We start from the raw sequence: 23,168 nt of genomic DNA, 5'->3' as shown, positions 1-23,168 counted from the left end.
TAAGACACAAAAGTACATTATAAATGAGAAAAATATTAATTATTGGTGCTGGTAGATCTAGTGCTTCTCTTATTAAATATTTATTAGACAAGGCTACACAAGAAAACCTACACATTACTATAGGTGATGTTTCTGTAGAAAATGCACAAGAAAAAATACTTAACCATAAAAATGCAACGGCGATTTTATTAGATGTTTTTAACGCGCAACAAAGAAGTAACGCAATTAAAAACGCCGATATTGTTATATCTATGCTTCCTGCTCGCTTTCATATAGAAGTAGCAAAAGATTGTGTTACCTATAATAAACACATGGTAACGGCTTCGTATATTTCTGATGAAATGAAAGCTTTAAATGCTGATGTTAAATCTAAAGGACTGGTATTTATGAACGAAATTGGTTTAGATCCAGGTATTGACCATATGAGCGCAATGCAAGTAATTGATCGCATTAAAGAAGATAAGGGAAAAATGCTTTTGTTTGAATCTTTTACTGGCGGATTGGTTGCTCCTGAAAGTGATTCAAATTTATGGAATTATAAGTTTACTTGGAATCCTAGGAATGTAGTTTTAGCCGGTCAAGGTGGTGCCGCAATGTTTATTCAAGAAAACACTTACAAATACATTCCGTATCACAAACTTTTTAGAAGAACTGAATTTTTAAATATTGAAGGGCATGGAAAATTTGAGGCCTATGCAAATAGAGACTCTTTAAAATACACCAGTATTTATGGATTGGAAAATATACCAACCATGTATAGAGGAACAATTAGAAAAGTTGGTTTTTCTAAAGCTTGGAATATTTTTGTGCAATTAGGAATGACCGATGATTCTTATATTATTGAAGATTCTGAAAACTTAAGCTACCGTGATTTTACCAATCTTTTCTTAGCTTATTCGCCTACAGACTCTGTGGAACTAAAATTCCGATCTTACTTAAAAATAGATCAAGATGATGTTATGTGGGATAAGTTTTTAGAATTAGATATTTTTAATCCGAAGAAAAAAGTAAAGTTAAAAAATGCTACTCCAGCACAAATATTGCAAAAAATATTATCTGAAGAATGGACACTTAAAGCTGATGACAAAGATATGATTGTAATGCATCATAAATTTGGATATGAGCAAAACAATGAGAAATTTCAGGTAGAAAGTAGTATGGTTATTAAAGGGGATGACCAAACCTATACTGCCATGGCTAAAACCGTGGGATTACCTGTTGCAATGGCTACTTTACGAATTTTAAATAAAGAAATTACCACTCCAGGAGTTCAATTACCTATAACGAAAGAAGTGTATGCACCAATTTTAAAGGAATTAGAAGAATACGGAATTACATTTATTGATAAAAAAGTACCTTATTTAGGTTATAACCCTGAAAGTTTATAAGTTTTCATAAAAATATAACTAAAAAAGTTATCTAAGAAGCGTTTAAAATTGTCATTTCTAATTTATTTTAGAATCTCAGCACACTGATTATCAATCAATATGAGAGCTTAAAATAAATTCAGGTTGACGAAAACTCACTTTTTAGATAGCTTCTTTTTTTTTGATTACAGCCAGAAAAACTTAACCTAAAGAATACATCAACAATTTGACTGTTAACTTATTTACCATTAATATTGCAGCTTCAAAAAATGTTAAAAATTTTAACACAATTAACTATCGTCATGAAAAAATCAGTAATATTTACAATTACTTTATTTCTTTTAATATTTCAATCTAGCAATATCAATGCTCAAGATAATTTTACAACTCCATACGGAAACAATAAAACTGTTGGTAAATACGTAAAAGTTAACGGAACCAAAATTTATTATGAAGAATATGGTACGGGTGAGCCATTGTTAATAATTCACAGTTGTGGTACAGATATTAAGGCAATGGAATATCAGATTGATTATTTTAAAAATAAATATCGAGTAATTGTTGCTGATAGTAGAGGTCAAGGAAAATCGAAGTTAAAAACAAAACGATTAACTTATGATTTAATGACTAAAGATTTAGAAAAACTAGTAAAACATTTAAAGCTAGATGCTATAAATATTCTTGGTTGGAGTGACGGAGGAATTATTGGTTTAAAAATGGGAATTAGAAACAAAGTAGCGATTAACAAAATTGTTACTATGGGACCTAATTTAAGGTTTGATACTACCGCTGTTAACGATTGGGCAATTCAACAAGTTAAAGACATGCATGCTGAAACTTTAAAAATGCTTAAAAAAGGAGATAAATCTAAAAATTGGAAAACAGAATTACAATTAGATAAATTATTAATAAACTATCCTGGTATTAGTCATACTGAGTTAAATAAAATTAAAGCACCTGTTTTAATTATTATTGGCGATAGAGATATTATTAAAAATGAACATGCTGTTGAAATTTTTGACAACATTCAAAAATCTCAATTATGTATTATTCCTGGTGCTAATCACGGAATTCCTCGTAACAGCGCAAAGGCATTTAATGAAATAGCTGATAAATTTTTAGCAGAAGAATTTGATTATTCTATTAAAAACTAAAAAAGCAGTTACATTTTTAAATAAAAATCTTTGGTAAGATTTATATAGGCATCAGTATACTGATGCCTTTCTTTTTCTATCACCAAAAGTTCTTCTTCAATTTCTTTTTGATGAAAAGAAAAGGTTAACAAACTTCTTTTTACTTCGGATTTTTCATTTCCTTGTACCCTACATACTTTATTTAAAAACAAATTAGCCGCATTTGCTAATTCAATAAAATTAACCTCTTCTTTAAAAGGTATAATTACCGAAAATAATCCGTTTTCAGATAAAATTTTAGCAACTCCGTTTATCAATTCATCAAAGGATAATGAAGAAGTAAAACGCGCCTTATTTCTGGCTTCATTTTCGCTTTCAAAATTATCTGTATAAAAAGGAGGATTTGAAATAATTACATCATACTGTTCCTCTTCTTCCGCCATTTCATCAGCAAAATCAGTAAAAGAAGCATTATAACAAAACAGTCGGTCTCCCCAATCAGATAGTTCAAAATTTTCTACCGTTTGCTCGTAAGCATTGGCATCAATTTCAACCGCATCTACAGTCATTGCATCACTACGTTGTGCTAACATTAACGAAATAACTCCAGTCCCTGCACCAATATCTAAAATTGAATCTGGATACGCCGTTAAAGAACACCAAGCTCCTAATAAAACCGCATCAGTGCCAATTTTCATTGCTGTTTTATCTTGATGAACAACAAACTCTTTAAATTGAAATGGTTTCATTTAAAAAAATCTTCCAATTATTTTATCTGCATTAAAAAACAAATACAAAACAACAATTAACACACCAATTAAATACAATCCTTTCTTCGGATTTGTCTTTTTTCTGTTACCAAATCGTCTTTCAAACTTCATTCTATTTTATTTTTTTATTGCTCTAAGCATTTCTCTTTTTCCTGGTGGCCCAGGTAATCTTTCAACTACAAAACCAACCGCTTGCATTGCTCTTCTTACACTACCTTTTGCCGAATAAGTAACTAAAATTCCGTTTTCTTGCAATGCAGTAAACATTTGCTTAAAAATATCTTCTGTCCATAATTCTGGTTGATGTTCAGCTCCAAACGCATCAAAATAAATTAAATCAAACGCTTGTTTATCGTCAATATCTTTAAAAAACTGCTGCCGCTTTGTTAACCAAAAATTTGATGAAATTTGATGCTTCTCCTCCCAAGAAAGTGCATGCATATTATTAAAAACAACCTGTTGATGCTCTGCTTTTAACGCTGCTACATAATTTAGTTTTACAACTTCGTCATTACAAACAGGATATGCCTCTACCCCAACATAATTTACTTTTTTGTTGTTTTCTAAAAAAGTAATAAAGCAGTTTAAACCAGTACCAAAACCAATTTCGAGAATCGAAATTTCTTCTTTTACGGTAAGGTCAAATCCGCTTTTTATAAAAACATGATACGCCTCTTGAATCGCACCGTGTTTAGAGTGATATTGCTCATTCCAATCTGGTAAATGAATTGTTGTTGAGCCATCTGACGTTATAATTATTTCTCTTTTAATAATAAAAAGATTATTTCATTAATACTCCGTGTGCCAAAAATGAAAACTCTTTTTTAGGCTCCGTTATCTTTTCTATTTCTTCTTTTGTTTTACCAGCATCTTCTGCGTAATGACGTAATTCATCTACCGATGTTTCTTTTACAAATGCTTTTCCTGCAACAATTACCTCGCTATCTTTACTATCTAACGGCATAAAAAAACCATAATCTTTAAAACGAACCATTGTTTTTTCTTCACCTACTGGCAAAACCATCCAACATCCTTTTTTTGTACAAACTTCACCTATGGTAGAGGCAAACTTTACGTTTATGGTATCTCCTATTTTTAATCCTTTAAACTTATCAGACATTTCGTTTGCAGACAAAGCATCGTTACTTTCAATTTTTTCTCCAAACGAAGTAAACGTTATTTTTGAACTTTCAATTTCTTTTACTTCTTCTTTCTTTTCTACTTTACATCCTACAAGTAAAACACTTAAAACCAAACAATAAAACACTATTCTTTTCATTATCAAACATTTAAAATTAACATATAGCAAATATAAATATAATTAACTAAGTGAGTGCCTTTAACAATTCATTATATCGCTAGTTTTTGTACCTTTGTTACACTTAAAAACAGCATTTTATGAAGATAGATATCCAACAAGTAGCACAATCAAAAATTGACACTGTAGATTTTAATAATTTGGCTTTTGGTCGCATTTTTACAGATCACATGTTTGTTTGCGATTTTTCTGATGGAGAATGGAAAAACCCAACAATAAAACCTTACGGACCGATGTTATTTGATCCTTCGGCTAGAGTTTTTCATTACGGACAAGCTGTTTTTGAAGGAATGAAGGCTTTTAAAGATGATAATGAAGATGTTTTCTTATTTAGACCTGAAGATAATTTTGATAGAATAAACTTATCTGCCGAACGTTTAGCAATGCCAGCTGTGGCTAAAGATGTATTTTTTGAAGGTTTAGAAAAACTTTTAACAATTGATAAAGACTGGATAAAAAAAGGAGAAGGAAATTCTCTTTACATACGTCCTTTTATTATTGCAACTGAAGGTGCTATTGCAGCTTCGCCTGCCGAAGCTTATAAATTTATTATTATCTGCTCGCCTGCTCAATCATATTACGCTGGGGAAGTTAGAGTTTTATTTGCTGAAAAATTTAGTCGTTCTGCTGATGGTGGAGTTGGTTTTGCCAAAGCCGCTGGAAATTATGCTGCTCAGTTTTACCCAACTCGTTTAGCTAACGAACAAGGTTTTCAACAAATAGTTTGGACTGATGCGAGTACCCACGAATATTTAGAAGAGGCTGGTACCATGAATATCTTTTTTAGAGTTGGTAACAAATTAATTACCACTCCTACAAACGATAGAATTTTAGATGGTATTACCCGAAAATCAATTATTCAATTAGCAAAAGATAATAATATTGATACAGAAGTAAGAAGAGTTTCTGTTGCCGAAATTAAAGAAGCTGCTAAATCAGGCGAATTAAAAGAAATTTTTGGTTCTGGTACCGCTGCGGTAATCAATCCTATTAAAGGTTTTAAACATCAAGAAGATACTTTTGAGCTACCTGATGTTACCGATTCGTACGCAACGTTATTTAAAGAAAAACTAGTAAACATACAATCTAACAAGTCTGAAGACAAACACAACTGGAGAGTTAAAATTTAAGTTTCGTTAAAAAAAACTATCTTAGTAATTTATAATTCAGATTTTTAAAAATTCATATGGGGGGAATTAAAAGTATCATACTAGCATTACTATCAATAATTGTTGGTTTTGCAATCTCTTTTTTTACATTAAATGCTTACTTAAAAGGTAACTTAAAAAATGAAGAGCCAACAGCAATAAAGAAGGAAGTAAAAAAACCTAATAAAAAGGTTGCTAAAAAACAAACTGAAGCTCCTATCGAGGTTGAAGCACCAACAACAAAAAAGACTGATAAAGCTATAAATATTGCTGATATTCAAGAAAGTTATAATAACTGGAACACATATCACAAAAACAACATCGACTTAATGTCTACCTTTATTCCTGTTGATAATAATGAGGCAATAATGGACAAAAGAGTGTTTTTAGTTTCATTACGTACTGGTGCTTATGTTGCTGTTAAATCTGAAAACAAAAAAGGAGAAACTCAATATTCTTTAGTAAACCTAAAAGAGGATGCTGACGAAAAAATAAAAAAATCAATTGTAAGCAAAGCAACCATTGCTTATCAATATTTTAAAATGGAAGGGAAAAAACTTCCTAGTTATGATTTTGTTGATTTAAAAGGTAAATCACATAATAAAGTTGATACTGAAGGTAAAATACTTGTTTTAAAATGTTGGTTTATTACTTGTAAGGTTTGTGTAGAAGAATTTCCTCAATTAAATGCTTTAGTTGATAAATATAAAGATGATAATATTGAGTTTGTAAGTTTAGCTTTTGATGAAAAAAATGAATTAATAGATTTTTTAAAGACAAAACCTTTTAAATATGTTACTGTACCAAATCAGAAAAAATACATGTCTAAAAAACTAAAAGTAAAACAATATCCTACACACCTTATTGTAAGCGAAGATGGTGTTATACTTAAAATGGTGAATAATGTAAAAACATTAACATCAGAATTAAAAATTATTATTGGTAAGTAGCAAACCTTACCGCTATAAACTAAAAAAAGTTCCTCATTAAATGAGGAACTTTTTTAGTTTATACTATTTTAAAATTTCTTTTATATTAGGTTTAAAATAATTTGGTCCTTTTAAAACCTTACCATCTTCTCTGTAAATTGGTTTTCCATCCTCACCCAACTTACTCATATTACTTCGTTGAATTTCATTAAACACCTCTTCAATTTTATTCTGCATTCCGTGCTCTATAATTGTACCACATAAAATATACAACATGTCTCCTAAAGCATCTGCAACCTCTACTAAATCGTTATTTTTAGCCGCTTCTAAATACTCTTCATTTTCCTCTTTCATTAACTCGAAACGCAACTTTTTTCTATCTTCAGAAATTGTAACTGTTGGCTCGTTTTGAATGTTTAACTTAAATGCCGAATGAAATTCGTGTACTGCTTTTATCTTATTCTTCATTTTATATACTGCTATTTTAAATCTAAAAAATTATGTTATTAATAATATAGTTTTAGTTTTCTTCATTCTAAAATCATTCTTTAACTTTGCTAAAAATACAATTTTATGTTTACTCTTATCGCTGCTAAAATGTTTACCTCAGGCAGAATTGTTTTTGCCAGTTTATTTGTTGTTGCTTTTATCGCTTTAATGATTTATAGCTATAAAAAAGACGCCAACAATAACACCAAACATTATAAAAATGCTGCCACCTATGTAGCAATAGGAATTGTAACTGTTATTGCCTTATTATTTTTATCAAAGTTTTTAATTAAAGGCTAGTTCATTTTTTCTAGCTCGCTTAATTTTTCGTGATTTAAAATAGTAAATCCGTCTTCATCAAAACTAGAAGAAGGCGTGTATTTCATATCTATTTTTAAATTAGAAAAACGATAAGATGTTGCTTGATATACATGTTGCCCAAAAGATTCTTCGTAATATTTTAGTAAAATATACACCTGAGCATCCATTGTTTCAATTTCTTGTTTTGAATATTTAAACAACGGACTTTTTTCATCAATTTCATGCACCACTGTCCAAATAGTTGGCAAATACATTATTTGATCTCTTTCTAGTTTTAATTGATAAAATTCTCTTTGATATTTCCCTTCGCTATTCTCTTCATTTAAAACCAGTGTAACTTTAATTTCAGGCTCAATCATTACGGTTTTCCGGTTATTCATCAACCTAAACATTAAAGCTTTATGTTCTTTAAAATCGCGTAATATTAAATTTTCGCTAAAGCGGATGGCTGCTTTGGCTTTTGAAAACCGACCATATAACAACCCTGTTATAAACGAAAAAGACAGTAAACCCAACATTGCTTCAAAAGCTGCAATTATGTTTGCTGCCACTCCTTTAGGTGCAATACCGCCATAACCAACTGTTGTTAATGTTTGCGAGCTAAAGAAAAATCCGTTTAATAAATCGCTTAAAAAATCACCTTTCGAAGGAGTTATTTGCTCGATACCTATTAATGTATACAACAACCCAAAAAAGATATTTAACATCGTATATCCTAAAAAAACGAGTAAAAAAAACTTAGCCCAAGACATTTCAACAAAATAAGTGTACAAATCGTCTAGATTAAAACTTTTATTTACATGTTTTACGTTAGAAGTACCGTCTTTATTAATAAGTCCTCTTACTTTTTCTTGAGAATTATAACCAAAACCTGGATCTTTTATTTTTTTTGCCATTTTTAAATTTCGTTGTATTTAAAACAATCGGTTGTATGATCGTTAACCATACCTATTGCTTGCATGTAAGCATATATTACGGTGGAACCGACAAACTTAAATCCTCGTTTTTTTAACGCTTTTGATATCGTATCTGACAAAACTGTCGTAGCCGGGACCTCTTCTCGTTTAGCAAACACATTTTTTATTGGTTTTTCATTTACAAAACTCCATATATATTTCGAAAAAGAACCAAATTCTTCTTGAATTTCCATAAAAAGTTGCGCGTTTAAAATTGCCGATTTTATTTTTAATTTATTTCTTATAATACCTGCATCTTTAAGTAATTCATCAAACTTATCTTCCTTATAATTTGCTATTTTTTTATAATCGAAATTATCAAATGCTTTTCTAAAATTTTCTCTTTTCTTTAAAATAGTTATCCAACTTAAACCTGCCTGAAAGGTTTCTAAAATCAAAAACTCAAACAATTCTTTATCATTATAAACCGGAACGCCCCATTCTTTGTCGTGATACGCAACATACAACGGATCGTTACTTACCCAAAAACATCTTTTCTTCATTTTTACTTTTTAAAACTGAAAACTACTGTTAAACAAGTTAAAAATCAATGAAAAACAAAATATTTTTTGCAACTTTATAGATACTAATTTTTACGGACATGAAAGTTTTAAAGTATTTCTCGTTTTTTATCATCCTTACAAGTGTTATTTACGCTTGCGGCACATCATCATTAAAAAATAATTTAAAAACTACTGAAGAGCCTGTTGTTATTAAAAATGATAGTTTAGAATATGAAATTATAATTTTTGATATTGGCTTTACAAATTACCTAAATACCATTGCAAAACCAGTAGGCTATCATTCTCAGTTTTACCTAGAAAACAAGAATAGACAATATGTTCCTGTATGGAATTCGAGAGTTAATAATGCTGCTTATTACAACAGTAATATATACGAAAATAACATTAATTACGATCCGCATACGAATTATGGATATGATGTAAACTATAAACTTTTTAATTATTTTGAATTTGCACAACGTAAGTATAAAATGGTTTTACGTTAACACTTTAAGCTTCATGTAAAACTGTATATTTGTCGTAAATTAACAGTATAATATGAAATTTTTACGAAATTTACTTGCCTCAATTCTTGGCTTTTTTATCGCCACTTTTTTAATCTTTTTATTTTTTATCGCTATTGCTTCTGTCATTGGCTCTGAAGAAGAAGTTACTGTAAAACCAAACTCCGTTTTAGAGTTAGATTTAACTACAACTGTAAAAGATTACGCTCCTAAAGATGACAATCCTATTTTAGAAGCTTTAGAATTAACCGATGAAAAATTAGCTTTAAACAAAATAATTAACGCTATTGAAAACGCAAAAAATGATGCTAATATTAAAGGAATTAGCATTAAAACAACTGCAGTAAACGCAGGAGTTTCGCAAACGCAAGCCATCAGAAATAAAATTAAAAACTTTAAAGAAAGCGGAAAATTTGTATACGCCTATAACGATGTGTATTCGCAAAAAAACTATTATTTAAGTTCTGTTGCCGATAGCGTATTTTTAAATCCTGTTGGTGCTATTGATTTTAAAGGTTTATCAACCGAAATTTTATATTACAAAGATTTTGAAGATAAATATGGCGTAAAAATGGAAGTAATTCGTCACGGAAAATACAAAAGTGCTGTAGAACCTTATTTAGCAAATAAAATGAGCGAAGCTAACAGAGAACAAACAACTTCGTTTTTAAAATCTATTTGGTCTGAAATTACAACAGAAATTAGCGATAGCAGAAATATAACAACTCAACAATTAAATTTAATTGCTGATAACGCAAATGGTAGAAACGCAACAATTGCTAAAGAAAACAAACTAATTGATGCAATTATTTACGAAGATGAATACAAAGAAAAATTAGCTTTACATACCGATAAAAAAGTAAACACAATTTCTTTACAAGATTATATAAAATCAGGAAAAGGACATATTTCTTCAACAGCAAAAAACAAAATTGCTGTTATTTATGCACAAGGAGAAATAATGTATGCCGAAGGAAATGAAAATATTATTGGGCAAGGAATTATAAACAAAGCATTACGTAAGGCTAGAAAAGATAAAAACGTAAAGGCAATTGTTTTACGTGTTAACTCCCCAGGAGGTAGCGCCTTGGCTTCTGAGCTTATTTGGCGCGAATTAGAGCTAACTAAAAAAGTAAAACCTTTAGTGGTTTCTATGGGAGACGTAGCTGCATCTGGTGGTTATTATATTGCTTGTAATGCTGATAAAATTATTGCAGAACCAACAACTATTACTGGATCTATTGGTGTTTTTGGAGCAATTCCTAACTTTAACGAATTAGCTGGTAAAATAGGAATTAATGCTGAACAAGTAGCCACAAACAACAGCCCTAATTATAGTGTTTTTGAACCGATGGATAAGAGGTTTTACGAAGTAACCAAAGAAGGTGTTGAACAAACATATACTACTTTTGTAAATCGTGTTGCGGCAGGACGTAACATGACTTTTGAGCAAGTAAACGATGTGGCACAAGGTAGAGTTTGGTCTGGTAAAGAAGCTATTAAAAAAGGATTGGTAGATAAATTAGGTAATTTAAATGATGCTATTGTAATTGCTGCTGAATTAGCTAAAGTTGATACTTATAAAGTACGCAATTACCCTAATTACAATACCGAATTAAAAGATTCTTTTAATCTTTCTCCTTTTGCAAAAGTATCTAAAGAAGATATTTTAAAAGAGGCTTTAGGCGATGAGAATTACCAATTATACAATAACATTAATCAAATGAAAAAGTTAAAAGGAATTCAAGCCAGAATGCCTTTTCTTCTTCAAATAAAATAAGATAATAAAAAAAGCCTTGACATTGTCAAGGCTTTTTTTATTATCTTAAATTTCCAATTATCTTACAATCCGAAACTTTCTTTTATCTGATCTACATAATCTAATTTTTCCCAAGTAAAAGTTTCTACTTCTTGAGAAACTGTTTCACCCATTGGGTTAGAAAAAGTAACTGTTTTCTTTTCTGATTTTCTTCCCATATGCCCGTAAGCAGCAGTTTCAGAATAAATAGGCGTTCTTAGTTTTAAACGTTTTTCTATAAAGTACGGACGCATATCAAAAATAGTTTCTACTATTTTACTAATTTCTCCGTCTGTTTTATCAATTGTTGCCGTTCCATACGTTTCCACATTAATACTCGTTGGTTTTGCAACACCAATAGCGTACGATACTTGTACTAAAACTTCTTTACACAAACCTGCTGCTACTAAATTCTTAGCAATATGACGCGTGGCATAAGCTCCAGAACGATCTACTTTTGATGGATCTTTTCCTGAAAACGCGCCACCACCGTGTGCCCCTTTTCCTCCGTATGTATCAACAATAATTTTACGTCCTGTTAATCCAGTATCTCCATGTGGTCCACCAATTACAAAAACTCCAGTTGGATTTATGTGATACGTAATACCATCTGTAAATAATTTTTGAATATGCGTTGGTAATTTAGCAACTACTCTAGGTATTAAAATCTCAACAATGTCTTTTTTGATTTTCGCTAACATTACATCATCATTTTTATCAAAATCATCATGTTGTGTAGAAATAACAATTGCATCTATTCGTTGCGGAACATTATCGTCAGAATATTCAATCGTTACTTGCGATTTAGCATCTGGTCGTAAATACGTAATATCTTTATTTTCTCTACGTAACTCGGCTAACTCAATTAATAAACGATGTGACAACTCCAACGCTAAAGGCATGTAGTTTTCCGTTTCATCAGTAGCGTAACCAAACATCATTCCTTGGTCTCCAGCTCCTTGATCTTCTGGATTTGCTCTTACAACACCTTGATTAATATCTGGTGATTGTTCATGAATTGCAGAAAAAACTCCACAAGAACTACCATCAAACATATACTCGCTTTTGGTGTATCCTATTTTATTAATTACATCCCGTGCAATTTTTTGAACATCTAAATAGGTTTTAGATTTTACTTCACCCGCCAATACAACTTGACCCGTAGTTACCAAAGTTTCACAAGCTACTTTCGATTCTTTATCAAAAGCTAAAAAATTATCTATTAAAGCATCTGAAATTTGATCTGCTACTTTATCTGGATGTCCTTCAGAAACACTTTCTGAGGTAAATAAATATGACATAAAAATTCTTTTTAAAAATTAACTAAAAGAAAAAACTTGGATTGCTTGGTCGCGTAAAGGAGTAGATTATTACTGCTTTAGCATTTTATTTATGAACTTGTGTTCAAAGAGGTTGCAATCAGTCAAATTTTTCCTCAAAAAATTATGCTGCAAAGTTATCAATAATTTTACTCACATAAAAACAAACTTACAAGGAAATAGAAAGTATTGATACTATGATAATAAAAAGTAATTTTTGTAAAATTGGATTGGTAAAATATTTGATTACTTTTGTACTATACAAATAAGACATTAACTTAATTAAAACATAACAAAATGGCATTAGAAATTACAGATGCAAACTTCGAAGAAGTAGTATTAAAATCAGACAAACCAGTATTAGTTGATTTTTGGGCAGCATGGTGTGGACCTTGTAGAATGGTTGGACCTATTGTAGATGAAATTCATACTGAATATGAAGGAAAAGCAGTTGTTGGTAAAGTTGATGTAGATAACAACCAAGAATTTGCTGCTAAATATGGGGTAAGAAACATTCCTACTGTTTTAGTGTTTAAAAACGGTGAAGTTGTAGATAAACAAGTTGGTGCAGCTCCTAAAAAAGCATATACTGATAAAATTGATGCTGCTTTATAAAAAAAGTAACTACATAATATATCTTACAAAAGGTTTGGCTAACGCTAAACCTTTTTTTATTTTCGAAGTGTATGATTAATTTAAACAACACTTCTTCTGAAATAAAAAACCTCGAATTATTAGCCAAACAAGTTGTTGAAGGCTTTATTACAGGAATACATAAAAGTCCGTTTCATGGTTTTTCTGTCGAATTTTCAGAACACAAACTGTATAATAAAGGAGAAAGCACACGCCATATAGACTGGAAATTATTTGCTAAAACCGAAAAATTATACATCAAAAAATACGAAGAAGAAACCAATTTACGTTGTCATTTAATTATCGACAATTCAGCATCAATGCATTACCCTATTATTAAAAACCAATCAATTAATCACTTAAATAAAATTGGCTTTTCGGCAATAGCAGCTGCTTCATTGATGGAAATTCTAAAAAAACAAAGAGATGCTGTAGGTTTAAGTATTTATTCTGATACTTACGAATACTACGCTCCCGAAAAAGGAAGTGAACGTCATCGTAAAATGTTATTAAATCAGCTAGAAAGCTTATTTACTGCAAACTCTAAATCAGCTACAGAAACCTATCAATATTTACACGAAATAGCCGAAAACATTCATCGCCGCTCGTTAATCTTCTTATTTACGGATATGTTTCAAACAACAAAAAACGAAGCAGCACTTTTTGACGCATTAAGACACTTAAAATTTAACAAGCACGAAGTTATTTTATTTCATACTTATGATAAAAAAACAGAGCTTTCTTTTGATTTTGATAACAGTCCTAAAAAATTTGTAGATGTCGAAACTGGAGAAGAAATAAATTTACATGCCGAAAACATTCAAAAAGAATACACAAAACTAAGCAACTCTTTTTTCAATAACCTAAAAAACAAATGCTTACAATACAAGATAGATTACATAGCTGTTGATATAAATGAAGGTTACGACAAAATACTTACCGCATATCTTATCAGCAGACAAAAAAAATACAATTAATATCTTTTTTATTTAAAAAAAGGTTATATATTTGCATCCGCTTAGAGCAACGGTCTGGTAGTTCAGCTGGTTAGAATACCTGCCTGTCACGCAGGGGGTCGCGGGTTCGAGTCCCGTCCAGACCGCAAATTTCTCTAAGTAAACAAATTATTGCTACAAGCAACGGTCTGGTAGTTCAGCTGGTTAGAATACCTGCCTGTCACGCAGGGGGTCGCGGGTTCGAGTCCCGTCCAGACCGCGAAAAGCTTCTCATTTATTTGAGAAGCTTTTTTTGTTTTATATAGCTTCACTTACGTTGTTAGTAGATTTTAAAAGTATGTCTATCTAAAGATTTTACTTTTTAAGTAAATTAAATTTGTTTATGACAATTTAATTTCTAGATTTGTCTCGTACAACAAGAACAAATACAATGACATTACAAAACATTTGGCAAGGTTTCTATTTTTACTTTTATTTTTTTAATAAGAGCTGAGACTTTGTACCATATTGTTAACTAACAAATATAAATTATAAAGTCTCGATGTATCGAGGCTTTTTTTTTGATTAAAAATGAAACAAATTATAGCAATTCAAGGAGCAGAAGGTTCTAATCACCATAAAGTAGCTCGCGATTTTTACGGTAATACCATACAATTAAAAGAGTGCATGTCTTTTGATTTTTTGGTAGACAACCTACTTAATAAAAATGCTGGCATTGGTATTATGGCCTTAGAAAACACAATTGCTGGATCTATAATTCCCAACTACGCACTAATTGATAAAAACAATTTACACATAGTTGGCGAGCAATATTTAAACATCCATCACCATTTAATGGCGCTCCCTAATCAAAAAATTGAAGACATTAAAGAAGTTTGTTCACACCCAATGGCTTTATTGCAATGCAAAGAGTTTTTTAAAAAACATCCGCATATAAAATTAGTAGAAGATGTTGATACTGCTGAAGTTGCAAAAAGAATTGCTAAAAACAATTTAAAAGGAATTGCTGCCATTGCGCCAAAAATTGCCGCAGAAATCTTTAATTTAAATGTTATTGAAGACGACATTCAAACCATGAAAGATAATGCAACACGATTTGTAATTGTACAAACCAACAAACCCAATAACGGAATTGACCAAATAAATAAAGCTTCTTTAAAATTTGAATTAGATCATAAAAGAGGCAGTTTAGCTACCATACTTAATGTTTTAAGTGATTGTAAAATGAATTTAACCAAAATACAATCATTGCCAGTAATAGAAGCACCTTGGAAATATTCATTCTTTGTTGATGTTACTTTTAATGAATACAAAAACTACGAAAAAGCAATAGCTATAGTAAAAATAATGGCCGAAGAATTTAAAGTATTAGGAGCTTACAAAAACGGAAGAAAATGATAAAACCTGCAAATAGATTAGCAACCGTACAGGAATACTACTTCTCTAAAAAATTACGAGAAGTAAGAGAATTAAATGCAAACGGAAAAGCTATTATAAACATAGGTATTGGTAGCCCAGATTTGTTACCTCCAACCAATGTTATCAATGCGATTCAACAAAGTTTTAACGATGTAACTGCCCATAAATACCAAAGTTACCAAGGTTTGCCTGAGTTAAGAAATGCTATTTCTAAATTTTATCAGCAAAAATTTAAAGTTGCCGTAAATCCAGATAACGAAATACTACCTTTAATGGGAAGTAAAGAAGGAATTATGCATATTTCTATGGCCTTTTTAAATGAAGGCGATAAGGTTTTAATTCCAAATCCAGGATACCCAACTTACACTTCGGTTACAAAATTAGTTGGGGCAACTCCTCTTTTTTACAATTTAGATGAAAGTCATCATTGGCAACCTAATTTTGATGAATTAGAAAAATTAGATTTAACTGATGTAAAAATTATGTGGGTAAATTATCCGCACATGCCAACTGGGACTAATGCGTTAAAAGAAACTTTTAAAAAACTAGTTTCTTTTGGTAAAAAACATCATATTTTAATTGTAAACGACAATCCATATAGCTTTATTTTAAATGATAATCCTATAAGTATTTTAGAAACAGAAGATGCAAAAGAGGTTGCTTTAGAACTAAATTCACTAAGTAAAACTTTTAACATGGCGGGTTGGCGTGTAGGTATGGTTTTAGGAAATCCCACTTATATTAATCAAGTTTTAAAAGTAAAAAGCAATATGGATTCTGGTATGTTTTACGGAATTCAAAAAGGTGCCATTGAAGCCTTACACTTGTCTGACAATTGGTTTTTAGCACAAAATAAAATTTATGAGGAACGCAGAAATCTAGTTTTTCAACTTGCAGACAAACTAAATTGTACTTATACTAAAAACTCAACAGGATTATTTGTGTGGGCTAAAATTCCGGAAGGAAAATCATCCGAAGAAATTACAGATAAAGTTTTATACGAAAATGATATTTTTATTGCTCCCGGAACCATTTTTGGCTCTCAAGGAGAAGGATACATCCGATTTTCGTTATGCGTATCTAAAGAAACAATTAAAGAAGCAATCAGTCGAATTTAAATTATGAATCTGAATTTATTTTCAGAATCACATCAAAAAAATTAGACAAAAAAATAAGAAATGAACGTATTTATAATCGGTGTTGGTTTAATTGGCGGAAGCATGGCTTTAGATATTCAAAGAGAATATAACAAAGCCGTTGTTTACGGGATTGACACCAGCGAAAATCATTTAGAAAAAGCGTTAGAAATTGGTGTAATACATCAAAAAGCTACATTTAACGAACTAGAAAAAGCAAGTATTGTTATTCTTTCTATTCCTGTTGATGTACAAATAAAAATATTACCAAAAGTATTAGATTTAATTTCTGACACTTGCTTAGTGATTGATGCTGGATCGACAAAAGAAAACATTTGTAACGCTATTAAAAATCATCCGAAGCGAAGAAATTTTTTAGCAACACACCCTATTGCAGGAACCGAATTTTCTGGACCAACAGCCGCACATGAAGGTTTATTTAAACAAAAAACAAACATTATTTGTGAAGTAGAAAAAACAGCTTTTAAACTACAAGAAAAGGCTTTAGAAATATTTGCAAAACTAGGAATGCGAATTCGTTATATGGATGCTAAATCGCACGATAAACACATTGCATATGTATCGCACTTATCACACATCAGTTCTTTTATGCTAGGAAAAACGGTTATTGAAAAAGAAAAAAATGAACGCGATATTTTTGATATGGCTGGCTCAGGTTTTGCTTCAACAGTACGTTTAGCCAAAAGTTCGCCAGCAATGTGGGCGCCTATTTTTAAACAAAACAAAAATAATGTTATTGAAACTTTAGATGAATACATTACTAATTTACAACAATTTAAAGAATTAATGTTACAGGATGATTTTACTAAAATTCATCATGAAATGGAAAACACAAATCATATAAAAAACATACTAAACGGTATAAAATAAAACCAAAAACAGCTGTAATTTTAAAGCTTTTTAAACAATTACATTTAATTAAAAACACTAAAAACAGCACTAATAATTATTAAAATGGAAAACACTAAAGAATTAAGAACATGGTTAAACGACATGAAATTGTCACATCCATTAGTAATAGCAGGACCTTGTAGTGCTGAAACCGAAGAACAGGTTTTAAAAATTGCACACCAATTAAAAAATACGGATACTAATTATTTTCGTGCAGGAATTTGGAAACCAAGAACCAGACCTGGTAATTTTGAAGGTGTTGGAGCTTTAGGTTTAAAGTGGTTGCAAAAAGTAAAAGAAGAAACAGGTATGAAAACCTGTACAGAGGTAGCAAATGCTGCGCATGTAAAATTAGCTTTAGAGCATGATGTTGATTTATTATGGATTGGAGCACGATCTACAGTATCGCCATTTATTATGCAAGAAATTGCCGATGCTTTACAAGGAACCGATAAAATTGTACTGGTTAAAAACCCTGTAAATCCTGATTTAGCATTATGGCTAGGAGGAATTGAAAGATTATATACTGCAGGAATTAAAAATTTAGGAGCAATTCACAGAGGTTTTTCTACTTACGAAAAATCAAAATACAGAAACATTCCTGAATGGCAATTGGCTATTGAGTTTCAAAACAGATTTCCTGACTTACCTTTAATTTGCGATCCGTCGCATATTACAGGAAATAGAGAGATGATTTTTGATGTTTCTCAAACTGCTTTAGATTTAAATTTTGACGGATTGATGATTGAAACGCATTTTGATCCTGACAATGCTTGGAGTGACGCAGCACAACAAGTTACGCCAGATGCTTTGGTAAAAATAACGGAAGATTTAAGAATTAGAAAAGCGACAGAAACAGACTCTACTTACCGTGAGCCTTTAGAAAATTTAAGAGCTCAAATAAATATAGTTGACGAACAACTTATTGAAATGATGGGTAAAAGAATGAAAGTGGCTGATAAAATAGGTTTTTTAAAGAAAGATAAAAACGTGGCAGTTTTACAATCAAGACGTTGGAATGAAATTTTAGGCAAAATGATTTTAGAAGGAGAAAGTAGAGGTTTAAGTGAAGAATTTGTTTTAAAAATGTTTAAAGCAATTCACCAAGAATCTATCAATCATCAAGAAAAAATTATTAAAGGATAAACAAAATTCTAATTCCCGCAAAAGCGGGAATTGTTTTTTAAAAATTTCTCATCTTTGCAACATGACAGGAACGGTATATAAATCTACAGGAAGTTGGTATTGGGTAAAGTCTGAAAATGGTTTATACAAATGCCGTATTAAAGGAAAATTTCGCTTAAAAGGTATTAAAAGCACCAATCCGATTGCTGTTGGCGACAAGGTAGATTTTGATCTTGAAACTAAAAACAACGAAGAAACCGGTGTGATTATCAATATTCATGAACGAGAAAACTTTATTGTTCGTAAATCTGTAAATCTATCTAAGCAAACGCATATTATTGCTGCAAATATAGATCAGGTTTTTTTATTAATCACCATTAATAATCCGCCTACTTTTACCACTTTTATAGATCGTTTTTTAGTATCAACAAGAGCTTACCGAATTGACACTATTTTGGTTTTTAATAAAATTGACTCGTACGAATTAGAACAACGTGCCGAAATTTTATATTTAAAAGATATTTATGAAGCCATTGGTTATAGATGCATAGAAGTATCAGCTAAAGAAAACACCAATATTGATCGTGTAAAAGAAATAATGCTTAACAAAACATCAATGTTTGTAGGGCATTCAGGAGTTGGAAAAACAACTTTAGTAAATGCTATTGATGCGAATTTAAACTTAAAAACAAAAGAAATTTCCGACCAACACAATCAAGGAAAACATACCACTACTTTTGCCGAAATGTTTGATCTGAATTTAAAAAATCAGCAAGATGCAAGAATAATTGACACACCAGGAATTAAAGGATTTGGTGTTGTTGATATTGATAAAGAAGAATTAGGAGATTATTTTCCAGAGTTTTTTGCCTTAAAACAAGACTGTAAATTCAATAATTGCATTCATATAAACGAGCCAAAATGCGCCGTAAAAGATGCTTTAGAAGAAGATGCTGTTTCGTGGTCTCGTTATAAGAGTTATTTGCAAATTTTAGAAGGCGAAGAAGAACATTACCGAACAGATGTTTGGGAAAAAGACCAAGAATAAATGAAGGCCGTTATTCAAAGAGTTTCAGAAGCAAGTGTTACAATTGATCAAGAAAAAGTTGCCGATATTAAAAACGGAATGCTTGTTTTAATTGGTATTACAAACGATGACACGAAAGAAGATATTGAATGGTTGTCTAAAAAAATTAACAATCTTCGTATTTTTAATGATGAAGATAATGTGATGAATAAATCGTTAATTGATAGCAAAGGCGATGCAATTATCGTAAGTCAATTTACTTTACAAGCGGCTACAAAAAAAGGAAACAGACCTAGCTATATTAAAGCTGCAAAACCTGATATAGCAATTCCTTTGTACGAGGAATTTGTTTATCAGTTTGAAAAAGACTTAGGCAAAAAAGTACAAACAGGTAAATTTGGTGCCGATATGAAAGTAGCACTTTTAAACGATGGACCGGTAACTATTGTTATTGACTCTAAAAATAAAGTATAATTTTTTTGATGAATTACATCAATATTCATACACATCAAATTATAAAAAATACAGCTTCTGTATCAATTTTAAATCGGTATCCAGATGCTACAAATTTCGAAACTCCTTTTTCTATCGGAATTCATCCGTGGTACATAAACGAAAGTGATATTGACAACGAATTGTGTTTTATAACAAAACAATTACACCATAAAAATTGTTTTGCTATTGGCGAATGCGGATTAGATAAATTGTGTAAAACAAATTTTGAAATGCAGTTAAGTGTTTTTAAAAAACACATTCTACTTTCAGAAAAATATCAAAAACCATTAATTATTCATTGTGTAAAATCATTTCAAGAAATTTTACAACTAAAAACAGCCTTAAAACCAAAACAACCTTGGGTTATTCATGGTTTTAATAAAAATAGTCAAGTTGCTGCCTCTCTTATAAAAAAGGGTTGTTTTTTATCCTTCGGAAAATCATTATTAACTTCTATTAAATTACAAGAAGTTTTTAAAACTATTTCTTTAGATAAAATCTTTTTAGAAACCGATAACGCAGAAATTAATATCAATACAATTTACCAAAAAGCAGCTGCGATAAAAAGTATAGAAATAGCAAAAATTAAAGAAACTATATATCAAAATTTTAAAAATACATTCATAAAATGAGTTGGTTAGAAAGAACAGAATTATTAGTTAAAAAAGAAGGAATTGAAAAACTTAAAAAGGCTAATATTTTAATTGTAGGTTTAGGTGGTGTTGGTTCTTTTGCAGCAGAATTTATTGCAAGAGCTGGTGTTGGAAAAATGACAATTATTGATGGTGATGCTTTTGACGAAACAAATAAAAACAGGCAATTGCCAGCTTTAAATAGTACTGTTGGAAAATCGAAAGTTAGTGTTATTGCCGATAGAATTAAAGATATAAATCCGGATATTGAGTTAAAAACATTAGAAGAATTTTTATCACCCGAAAGAGCTTTTGAAGTTGTAAATAAAGAATACGATTACGTGATGGATTGTATTGACAGCATTACACCTAAAATAAATTTAATTGTTGCTGCTAAACGAAAAAAAGTAAAATTAATCAGTTCTATGGGAGCTGGCGGAAAACTTGATGCCAGTAAAGTTGTTGTTAAAGATATTAGCAAAACCAAAAACTGTAAAATGGCTCGTGCGCTAAAAAAACGTTTAAAACTAAGAAAAGTAAACAAAGGTATTGCGGCCGTTTACTCTGAAGAAGTACAAATTGCTGAAAGTTTAGAGCTTACAAACGGCACTAATTTTAAAAAATCGTATTACGGAACCATTAGTTACATGCCTGCTGCTTTTGGTTTACAAGCTAGCTCTTACGTTATTAATAAAATTTTAACTAAAGAATAATCTTCTTTAAAACCGTTTTTAAATTATATTTGTTCTAAATAAAATCAATTATTAAAAATCAATCATAATGAAAAAATCAATTTTAGCAATTGCTCTTATCGCAATTACTGCTGTTTCTTGTAAATCAGAAAAAAACAAAGTTACTGCTAACGAAGAAGTTAAAGATGTAAAAAAAGTAGAGAGTGTAATTAATTCTTACAAAGCGAATATTACTGAATCTATCGTTACTTGGAAAGGAAACAAACCTACAGGTTCTCACAACGGAGTTGTTAATATTACAACTGGTGTTTTTGATATTGAAAACGGTGTTGTAAAAGCTGGTGAATTTGTAATTGACATGAATTCTATTTCTTGTACTGATTTAGAAGCTGGTAATGGTAAAGAAAAATTAGAAGGTCATTTAAAAAATGAAGACTTTTTTGATGTAGCTAAATTTCCTACAGCAAAATTTGTTGTTTCTGGTTCTGAAGTAAAAGAAGGAAAATTAAACGTTACTGGTAATTTTACACTTAGAGGTACTACAAAAAGCATTACAATTCCTGCTACTATTACCGAAAATGAAGGTGTAGCTACTTTTAAAAGTGATGTTTTTAGTATTGATAGAACAGATTTTGGAGTTACTTATAAATCTAAAAAAATTGATGCTGCTTTAAAAGATAAATTCATTAACGATTTAATGGAAATTTCTTTTGAAATAAAAGCGCAGAAATAAGCTTAAAACTTTATAAAAAAAAGGGTTGACATATGTCAACCCTTTTTTTTATACTTTAATAAACTCTTCTACCTCAAAAAGTGCTTTAAAATGTTTTAATATTTTTTGTTTCACTTCCTCTTCTGGTATTTTTTTACCTAATTCTACTTCCATAGAGGTTACTGCTTTACCTCTAATCCCGCAAGGAATAATATTATCAAAATAGCCAAGGTTTGCATTTACATTTAAAGCAAAACCATGCATTGTTACCCATCTACTTGCTCTAATTCCCATAGCGCAAATTTTTCTAGCAAACGGTGTTCCTACCCCGAGCCAAACTCCTGTTTCGCCATCGCTACGCTCACCTTTTAATCCATATTCTGCAATTGTTAAAATAATTGCTTCTTCTAACAATCGAAGGTATTTATGAATGTCCGTAAAAAAATTCTCTAAATCTAAAATAGGATATCCAACAATTTGCCCAGGACCATGATACGTAATATCTCCTCCTCTATTTATCTTATAAAAAGTGGCCTTTTTTTCTTTTAATTTCTCTTCATTTAGTAATAAATTACTAATATCTCCAGACTTCCCTAATGTATATACATGCGGATGCTCTACAAATAAAAAATGATTTGGCGTTATTATTTCCTCCTCTTTATTTCTTTTTTCTCTCTTTAAAGCTACAATTTCATCTAAAAGTTCGGTCTGGTAATTCCATGTTTCTTTGTAATCTTTTCGACCTAAATCACTGACTCTTATTTTTTTATTCATAAATTTGTTTTCTAAACAAGTCCCCAAAGGTAGGGAAAATTAACCTCAAACTGTTTTATTAATCCCCAATTAACTAGATA

The 23,168-nt window shown here is 30.5% G+C and carries 27 protein-coding genes and 2 tRNA genes; 20 read left to right on the top strand and 9 right to left on the bottom strand.

Annotated elements, in window-relative coordinates; all coding sequences use genetic code 11:
• Positions 1 to 23: 23 nt before the first annotated feature.
• Positions 24 to 1,388: a saccharopine dehydrogenase family protein gene (locus ACN5J5_RS07975; RefSeq protein WP_418644399.1), complete on the top strand. Its 1,365-nt coding sequence runs from the start codon at positions 24 to 26 to the stop codon at positions 1,386 to 1,388.
• Between the two features lie 281 nt (positions 1,389 to 1,669).
• Entirely contained in the window at positions 1,670 to 2,521 is an 852-nt protein-coding gene (locus ACN5J5_RS07970; RefSeq protein WP_418644398.1) for an alpha/beta fold hydrolase, read from the top strand.
• 8 nt (positions 2,522 to 2,529) lie between these two features.
• Here ACN5J5_RS07970 and ACN5J5_RS07965 read toward each other — a convergent pair whose 3' ends face one another.
• The 4 genes from ACN5J5_RS07965 to ACN5J5_RS07950 are packed head-to-tail and all read right to left on the bottom strand — an operon-like array spanning position 2,530 to position 4,549.
• Positions 2,530 to 3,249, bottom strand: coding sequence for a tRNA1(Val) (adenine(37)-N6)-methyltransferase (locus ACN5J5_RS07965; RefSeq protein ID WP_418644397.1), 720 nt, complete (start codon positions 3,247 to 3,249; stop codon positions 2,530 to 2,532).
• Complete coding sequence (locus ACN5J5_RS07960) at positions 3,250 to 3,381, bottom strand: hypothetical protein (RefSeq protein WP_418644396.1); 132 nt, start codon at positions 3,379 to 3,381, stop codon at positions 3,250 to 3,252.
• Positions 3,382 to 3,387: 6 nt separating this feature from the next.
• Entirely contained in the window at positions 3,388 to 4,041 is a 654-nt protein-coding gene (gene mnmD, locus ACN5J5_RS07955; protein WP_418646538.1) for a tRNA (5-methylaminomethyl-2-thiouridine)(34)-methyltransferase MnmD, read from the bottom strand.
• A 10-nt stretch (positions 4,042 to 4,051) separates the two neighbouring features.
• Complete coding sequence (locus ACN5J5_RS07950) at positions 4,052 to 4,549, bottom strand: DUF4920 domain-containing protein (RefSeq protein ID WP_418644395.1); 498 nt, start codon at positions 4,547 to 4,549, stop codon at positions 4,052 to 4,054.
• Between the two features lie 119 nt (positions 4,550 to 4,668).
• On the opposite strand from ACN5J5_RS07950, the gene ACN5J5_RS07945 reads away from it, so the two are divergent.
• The gene (locus tag ACN5J5_RS07945) at positions 4,669 to 5,718 is read left to right on the top strand and encodes a branched-chain amino acid aminotransferase (RefSeq protein WP_418644394.1); all 1,050 of its coding nucleotides are present in this window, start codon (positions 4,669 to 4,671) and stop codon (positions 5,716 to 5,718) included.
• A gap of 56 nt (positions 5,719 to 5,774) precedes the next feature.
• Positions 5,775 to 6,686 (top strand): TlpA family protein disulfide reductase, encoded by a 912-nt coding sequence (locus ACN5J5_RS07940; protein ID WP_418644393.1) that lies wholly within the window; start codon positions 5,775 to 5,777, stop codon positions 6,684 to 6,686.
• A gap of 63 nt (positions 6,687 to 6,749) precedes the next feature.
• Here the strand turns inward: ACN5J5_RS07940 and ACN5J5_RS07935 are convergent, their stop codons facing one another.
• Positions 6,750 to 7,133: a hypothetical protein gene (locus tag ACN5J5_RS07935; RefSeq protein WP_418644392.1), complete on the bottom strand. Its 384-nt coding sequence runs from the start codon at positions 7,131 to 7,133 to the stop codon at positions 6,750 to 6,752.
• 105 nt (positions 7,134 to 7,238) lie between these two features.
• On the opposite strand from ACN5J5_RS07935, the gene ACN5J5_RS07930 reads away from it, so the two are divergent.
• Positions 7,239 to 7,454 (top strand): hypothetical protein, encoded by a 216-nt coding sequence (locus ACN5J5_RS07930; RefSeq protein ID WP_418644391.1) that lies wholly within the window; start codon positions 7,239 to 7,241, stop codon positions 7,452 to 7,454.
• Here the strand turns inward: ACN5J5_RS07930 and ACN5J5_RS07925 are convergent.
• Positions 7,451 to 8,371, bottom strand: a complete 921-nt coding sequence (locus ACN5J5_RS07925; RefSeq protein ID WP_418644390.1) for an ion channel — start codon at positions 8,369 to 8,371, stop codon at positions 7,451 to 7,453. The two genes, ACN5J5_RS07930 and ACN5J5_RS07925, sit on opposite strands and share 4 nt — an antisense overlap.
• A 2-nt stretch (positions 8,372 to 8,373) precedes the next feature.
• Positions 8,374 to 8,934: a DNA-3-methyladenine glycosylase I gene (locus ACN5J5_RS07920; RefSeq protein ID WP_418644389.1), complete on the bottom strand. Its 561-nt coding sequence runs from the start codon at positions 8,932 to 8,934 to the stop codon at positions 8,374 to 8,376.
• A gap of 98 nt (positions 8,935 to 9,032) precedes the next feature.
• On the opposite strand from ACN5J5_RS07920, the gene ACN5J5_RS07915 reads away from it, so the two are divergent.
• A complete protein-coding gene (locus tag ACN5J5_RS07915) occupies positions 9,033 to 9,440 on the top strand; it encodes a DUF6146 family protein (RefSeq protein ID WP_418644388.1) in 408 nt (135 codons plus the stop codon).
• 52 nt (positions 9,441 to 9,492) lie between these two features.
• Complete coding sequence (sppA, locus tag ACN5J5_RS07910) at positions 9,493 to 11,238, top strand: signal peptide peptidase SppA (RefSeq protein WP_418644387.1); 1,746 nt, start codon at positions 9,493 to 9,495, stop codon at positions 11,236 to 11,238.
• Between the two features lie 62 nt (positions 11,239 to 11,300).
• On the opposite strand, the gene metK is transcribed toward sppA, so the two are convergent.
• Entirely contained in the window at positions 11,301 to 12,557 is a 1,257-nt protein-coding gene (gene metK, locus ACN5J5_RS07905; RefSeq protein WP_418644386.1) for a methionine adenosyltransferase, read from the bottom strand.
• A gap of 315 nt (positions 12,558 to 12,872) precedes the next feature.
• Here metK and trxA point away from each other — a divergent pair, with 315 nt between their 5' ends.
• The 13 genes from trxA (at position 12,873) to ACN5J5_RS07840 (ending at position 22,335) form a co-directional block, all read left to right on the top strand.
• Positions 12,873 to 13,190, top strand: a complete 318-nt coding sequence (gene trxA, locus ACN5J5_RS07900) for a thioredoxin (protein WP_068703073.1) — start codon at positions 12,873 to 12,875, stop codon at positions 13,188 to 13,190.
• A 71-nt stretch (positions 13,191 to 13,261) separates the two neighbouring features.
• Positions 13,262 to 14,185: a DUF58 domain-containing protein gene (locus ACN5J5_RS07895; RefSeq protein ID WP_418644385.1), complete on the top strand. Its 924-nt coding sequence runs from the start codon at positions 13,262 to 13,264 to the stop codon at positions 14,183 to 14,185.
• Between the two features lie 51 nt (positions 14,186 to 14,236).
• Positions 14,237 to 14,310, top strand: a tRNA-Asp gene (locus ACN5J5_RS07890).
• 39 nt (positions 14,311 to 14,349) lie between these two features.
• A tRNA-Asp gene (locus ACN5J5_RS07885) sits at positions 14,350 to 14,423 on the top strand.
• A gap of 311 nt (positions 14,424 to 14,734) precedes the next feature.
• Positions 14,735 to 15,562, top strand: coding sequence for a prephenate dehydratase (locus ACN5J5_RS07880; RefSeq protein WP_418644384.1), 828 nt, complete (start codon positions 14,735 to 14,737; stop codon positions 15,560 to 15,562).
• Positions 15,559 to 16,701, top strand: a complete 1,143-nt coding sequence (locus ACN5J5_RS07875) for a pyridoxal phosphate-dependent aminotransferase (protein WP_418644383.1) — start codon at positions 15,559 to 15,561, stop codon at positions 16,699 to 16,701. Before ACN5J5_RS07880 ends, ACN5J5_RS07875 begins: the two co-directional genes overlap by 4 nt.
• 60 nt (positions 16,702 to 16,761) lie before the next feature.
• Positions 16,762 to 17,610 carry a prephenate dehydrogenase gene (locus tag ACN5J5_RS07870; RefSeq protein ID WP_418644382.1) on the top strand — a complete coding sequence of 283 codons (849 nt, stop codon included), beginning with the start codon at positions 16,762 to 16,764 and terminating at the stop codon, positions 17,608 to 17,610.
• An 84-nt stretch (positions 17,611 to 17,694) separates the two neighbouring features.
• A complete protein-coding gene (locus tag ACN5J5_RS07865; protein ID WP_418644381.1) occupies positions 17,695 to 18,777 on the top strand; it encodes a chorismate mutase in 1,083 nt (360 codons plus the stop codon).
• A gap of 61 nt (positions 18,778 to 18,838) precedes the next feature.
• A complete protein-coding gene (gene rsgA / locus ACN5J5_RS07860) occupies positions 18,839 to 19,804 on the top strand; it encodes a ribosome small subunit-dependent GTPase A (protein WP_418644380.1) in 966 nt (321 codons plus the stop codon).
• Positions 19,805 to 20,257: a D-aminoacyl-tRNA deacylase gene (dtd, locus tag ACN5J5_RS07855; RefSeq protein ID WP_418644379.1), complete on the top strand. Its 453-nt coding sequence runs from the start codon at positions 19,805 to 19,807 to the stop codon at positions 20,255 to 20,257.
• An 8-nt stretch (positions 20,258 to 20,265) separates the two neighbouring features.
• A complete protein-coding gene (locus ACN5J5_RS07850) occupies positions 20,266 to 20,910 on the top strand; it encodes a TatD family hydrolase (RefSeq protein WP_418644378.1) in 645 nt (214 codons plus the stop codon).
• The gene (locus tag ACN5J5_RS07845) at positions 20,907 to 21,623 is read left to right on the top strand and encodes a ThiF family adenylyltransferase (protein ID WP_418644377.1); all 717 of its coding nucleotides are present in this window, start codon (positions 20,907 to 20,909) and stop codon (positions 21,621 to 21,623) included. Before ACN5J5_RS07850 ends, ACN5J5_RS07845 begins: the two co-directional genes overlap by 4 nt.
• 67 nt (positions 21,624 to 21,690) lie before the next feature.
• The gene (locus ACN5J5_RS07840) at positions 21,691 to 22,335 is read left to right on the top strand and encodes a YceI family protein (RefSeq protein WP_418644376.1); all 645 of its coding nucleotides are present in this window, start codon (positions 21,691 to 21,693) and stop codon (positions 22,333 to 22,335) included.
• A 48-nt stretch (positions 22,336 to 22,383) separates the two neighbouring features.
• Here ACN5J5_RS07840 and lipB read toward each other — a convergent pair whose 3' ends face one another.
• A complete protein-coding gene (gene lipB / locus ACN5J5_RS07835) occupies positions 22,384 to 23,088 on the bottom strand; it encodes a lipoyl(octanoyl) transferase LipB (protein ID WP_418644375.1) in 705 nt (234 codons plus the stop codon).
• Between the last annotated feature and the right edge of the window lie 80 nt (positions 23,089 to 23,168).

The sequence above is a fragment of the Tenacibaculum insulae genome, assembly GCF_964512435.1.
Lineage (GTDB): Bacteria > Bacteroidota > Bacteroidia > Flavobacteriales > Flavobacteriaceae > Polaribacter > Polaribacter insulae_A.
This window is presented reverse-complemented; position numbering and strand designations above follow the sequence as displayed.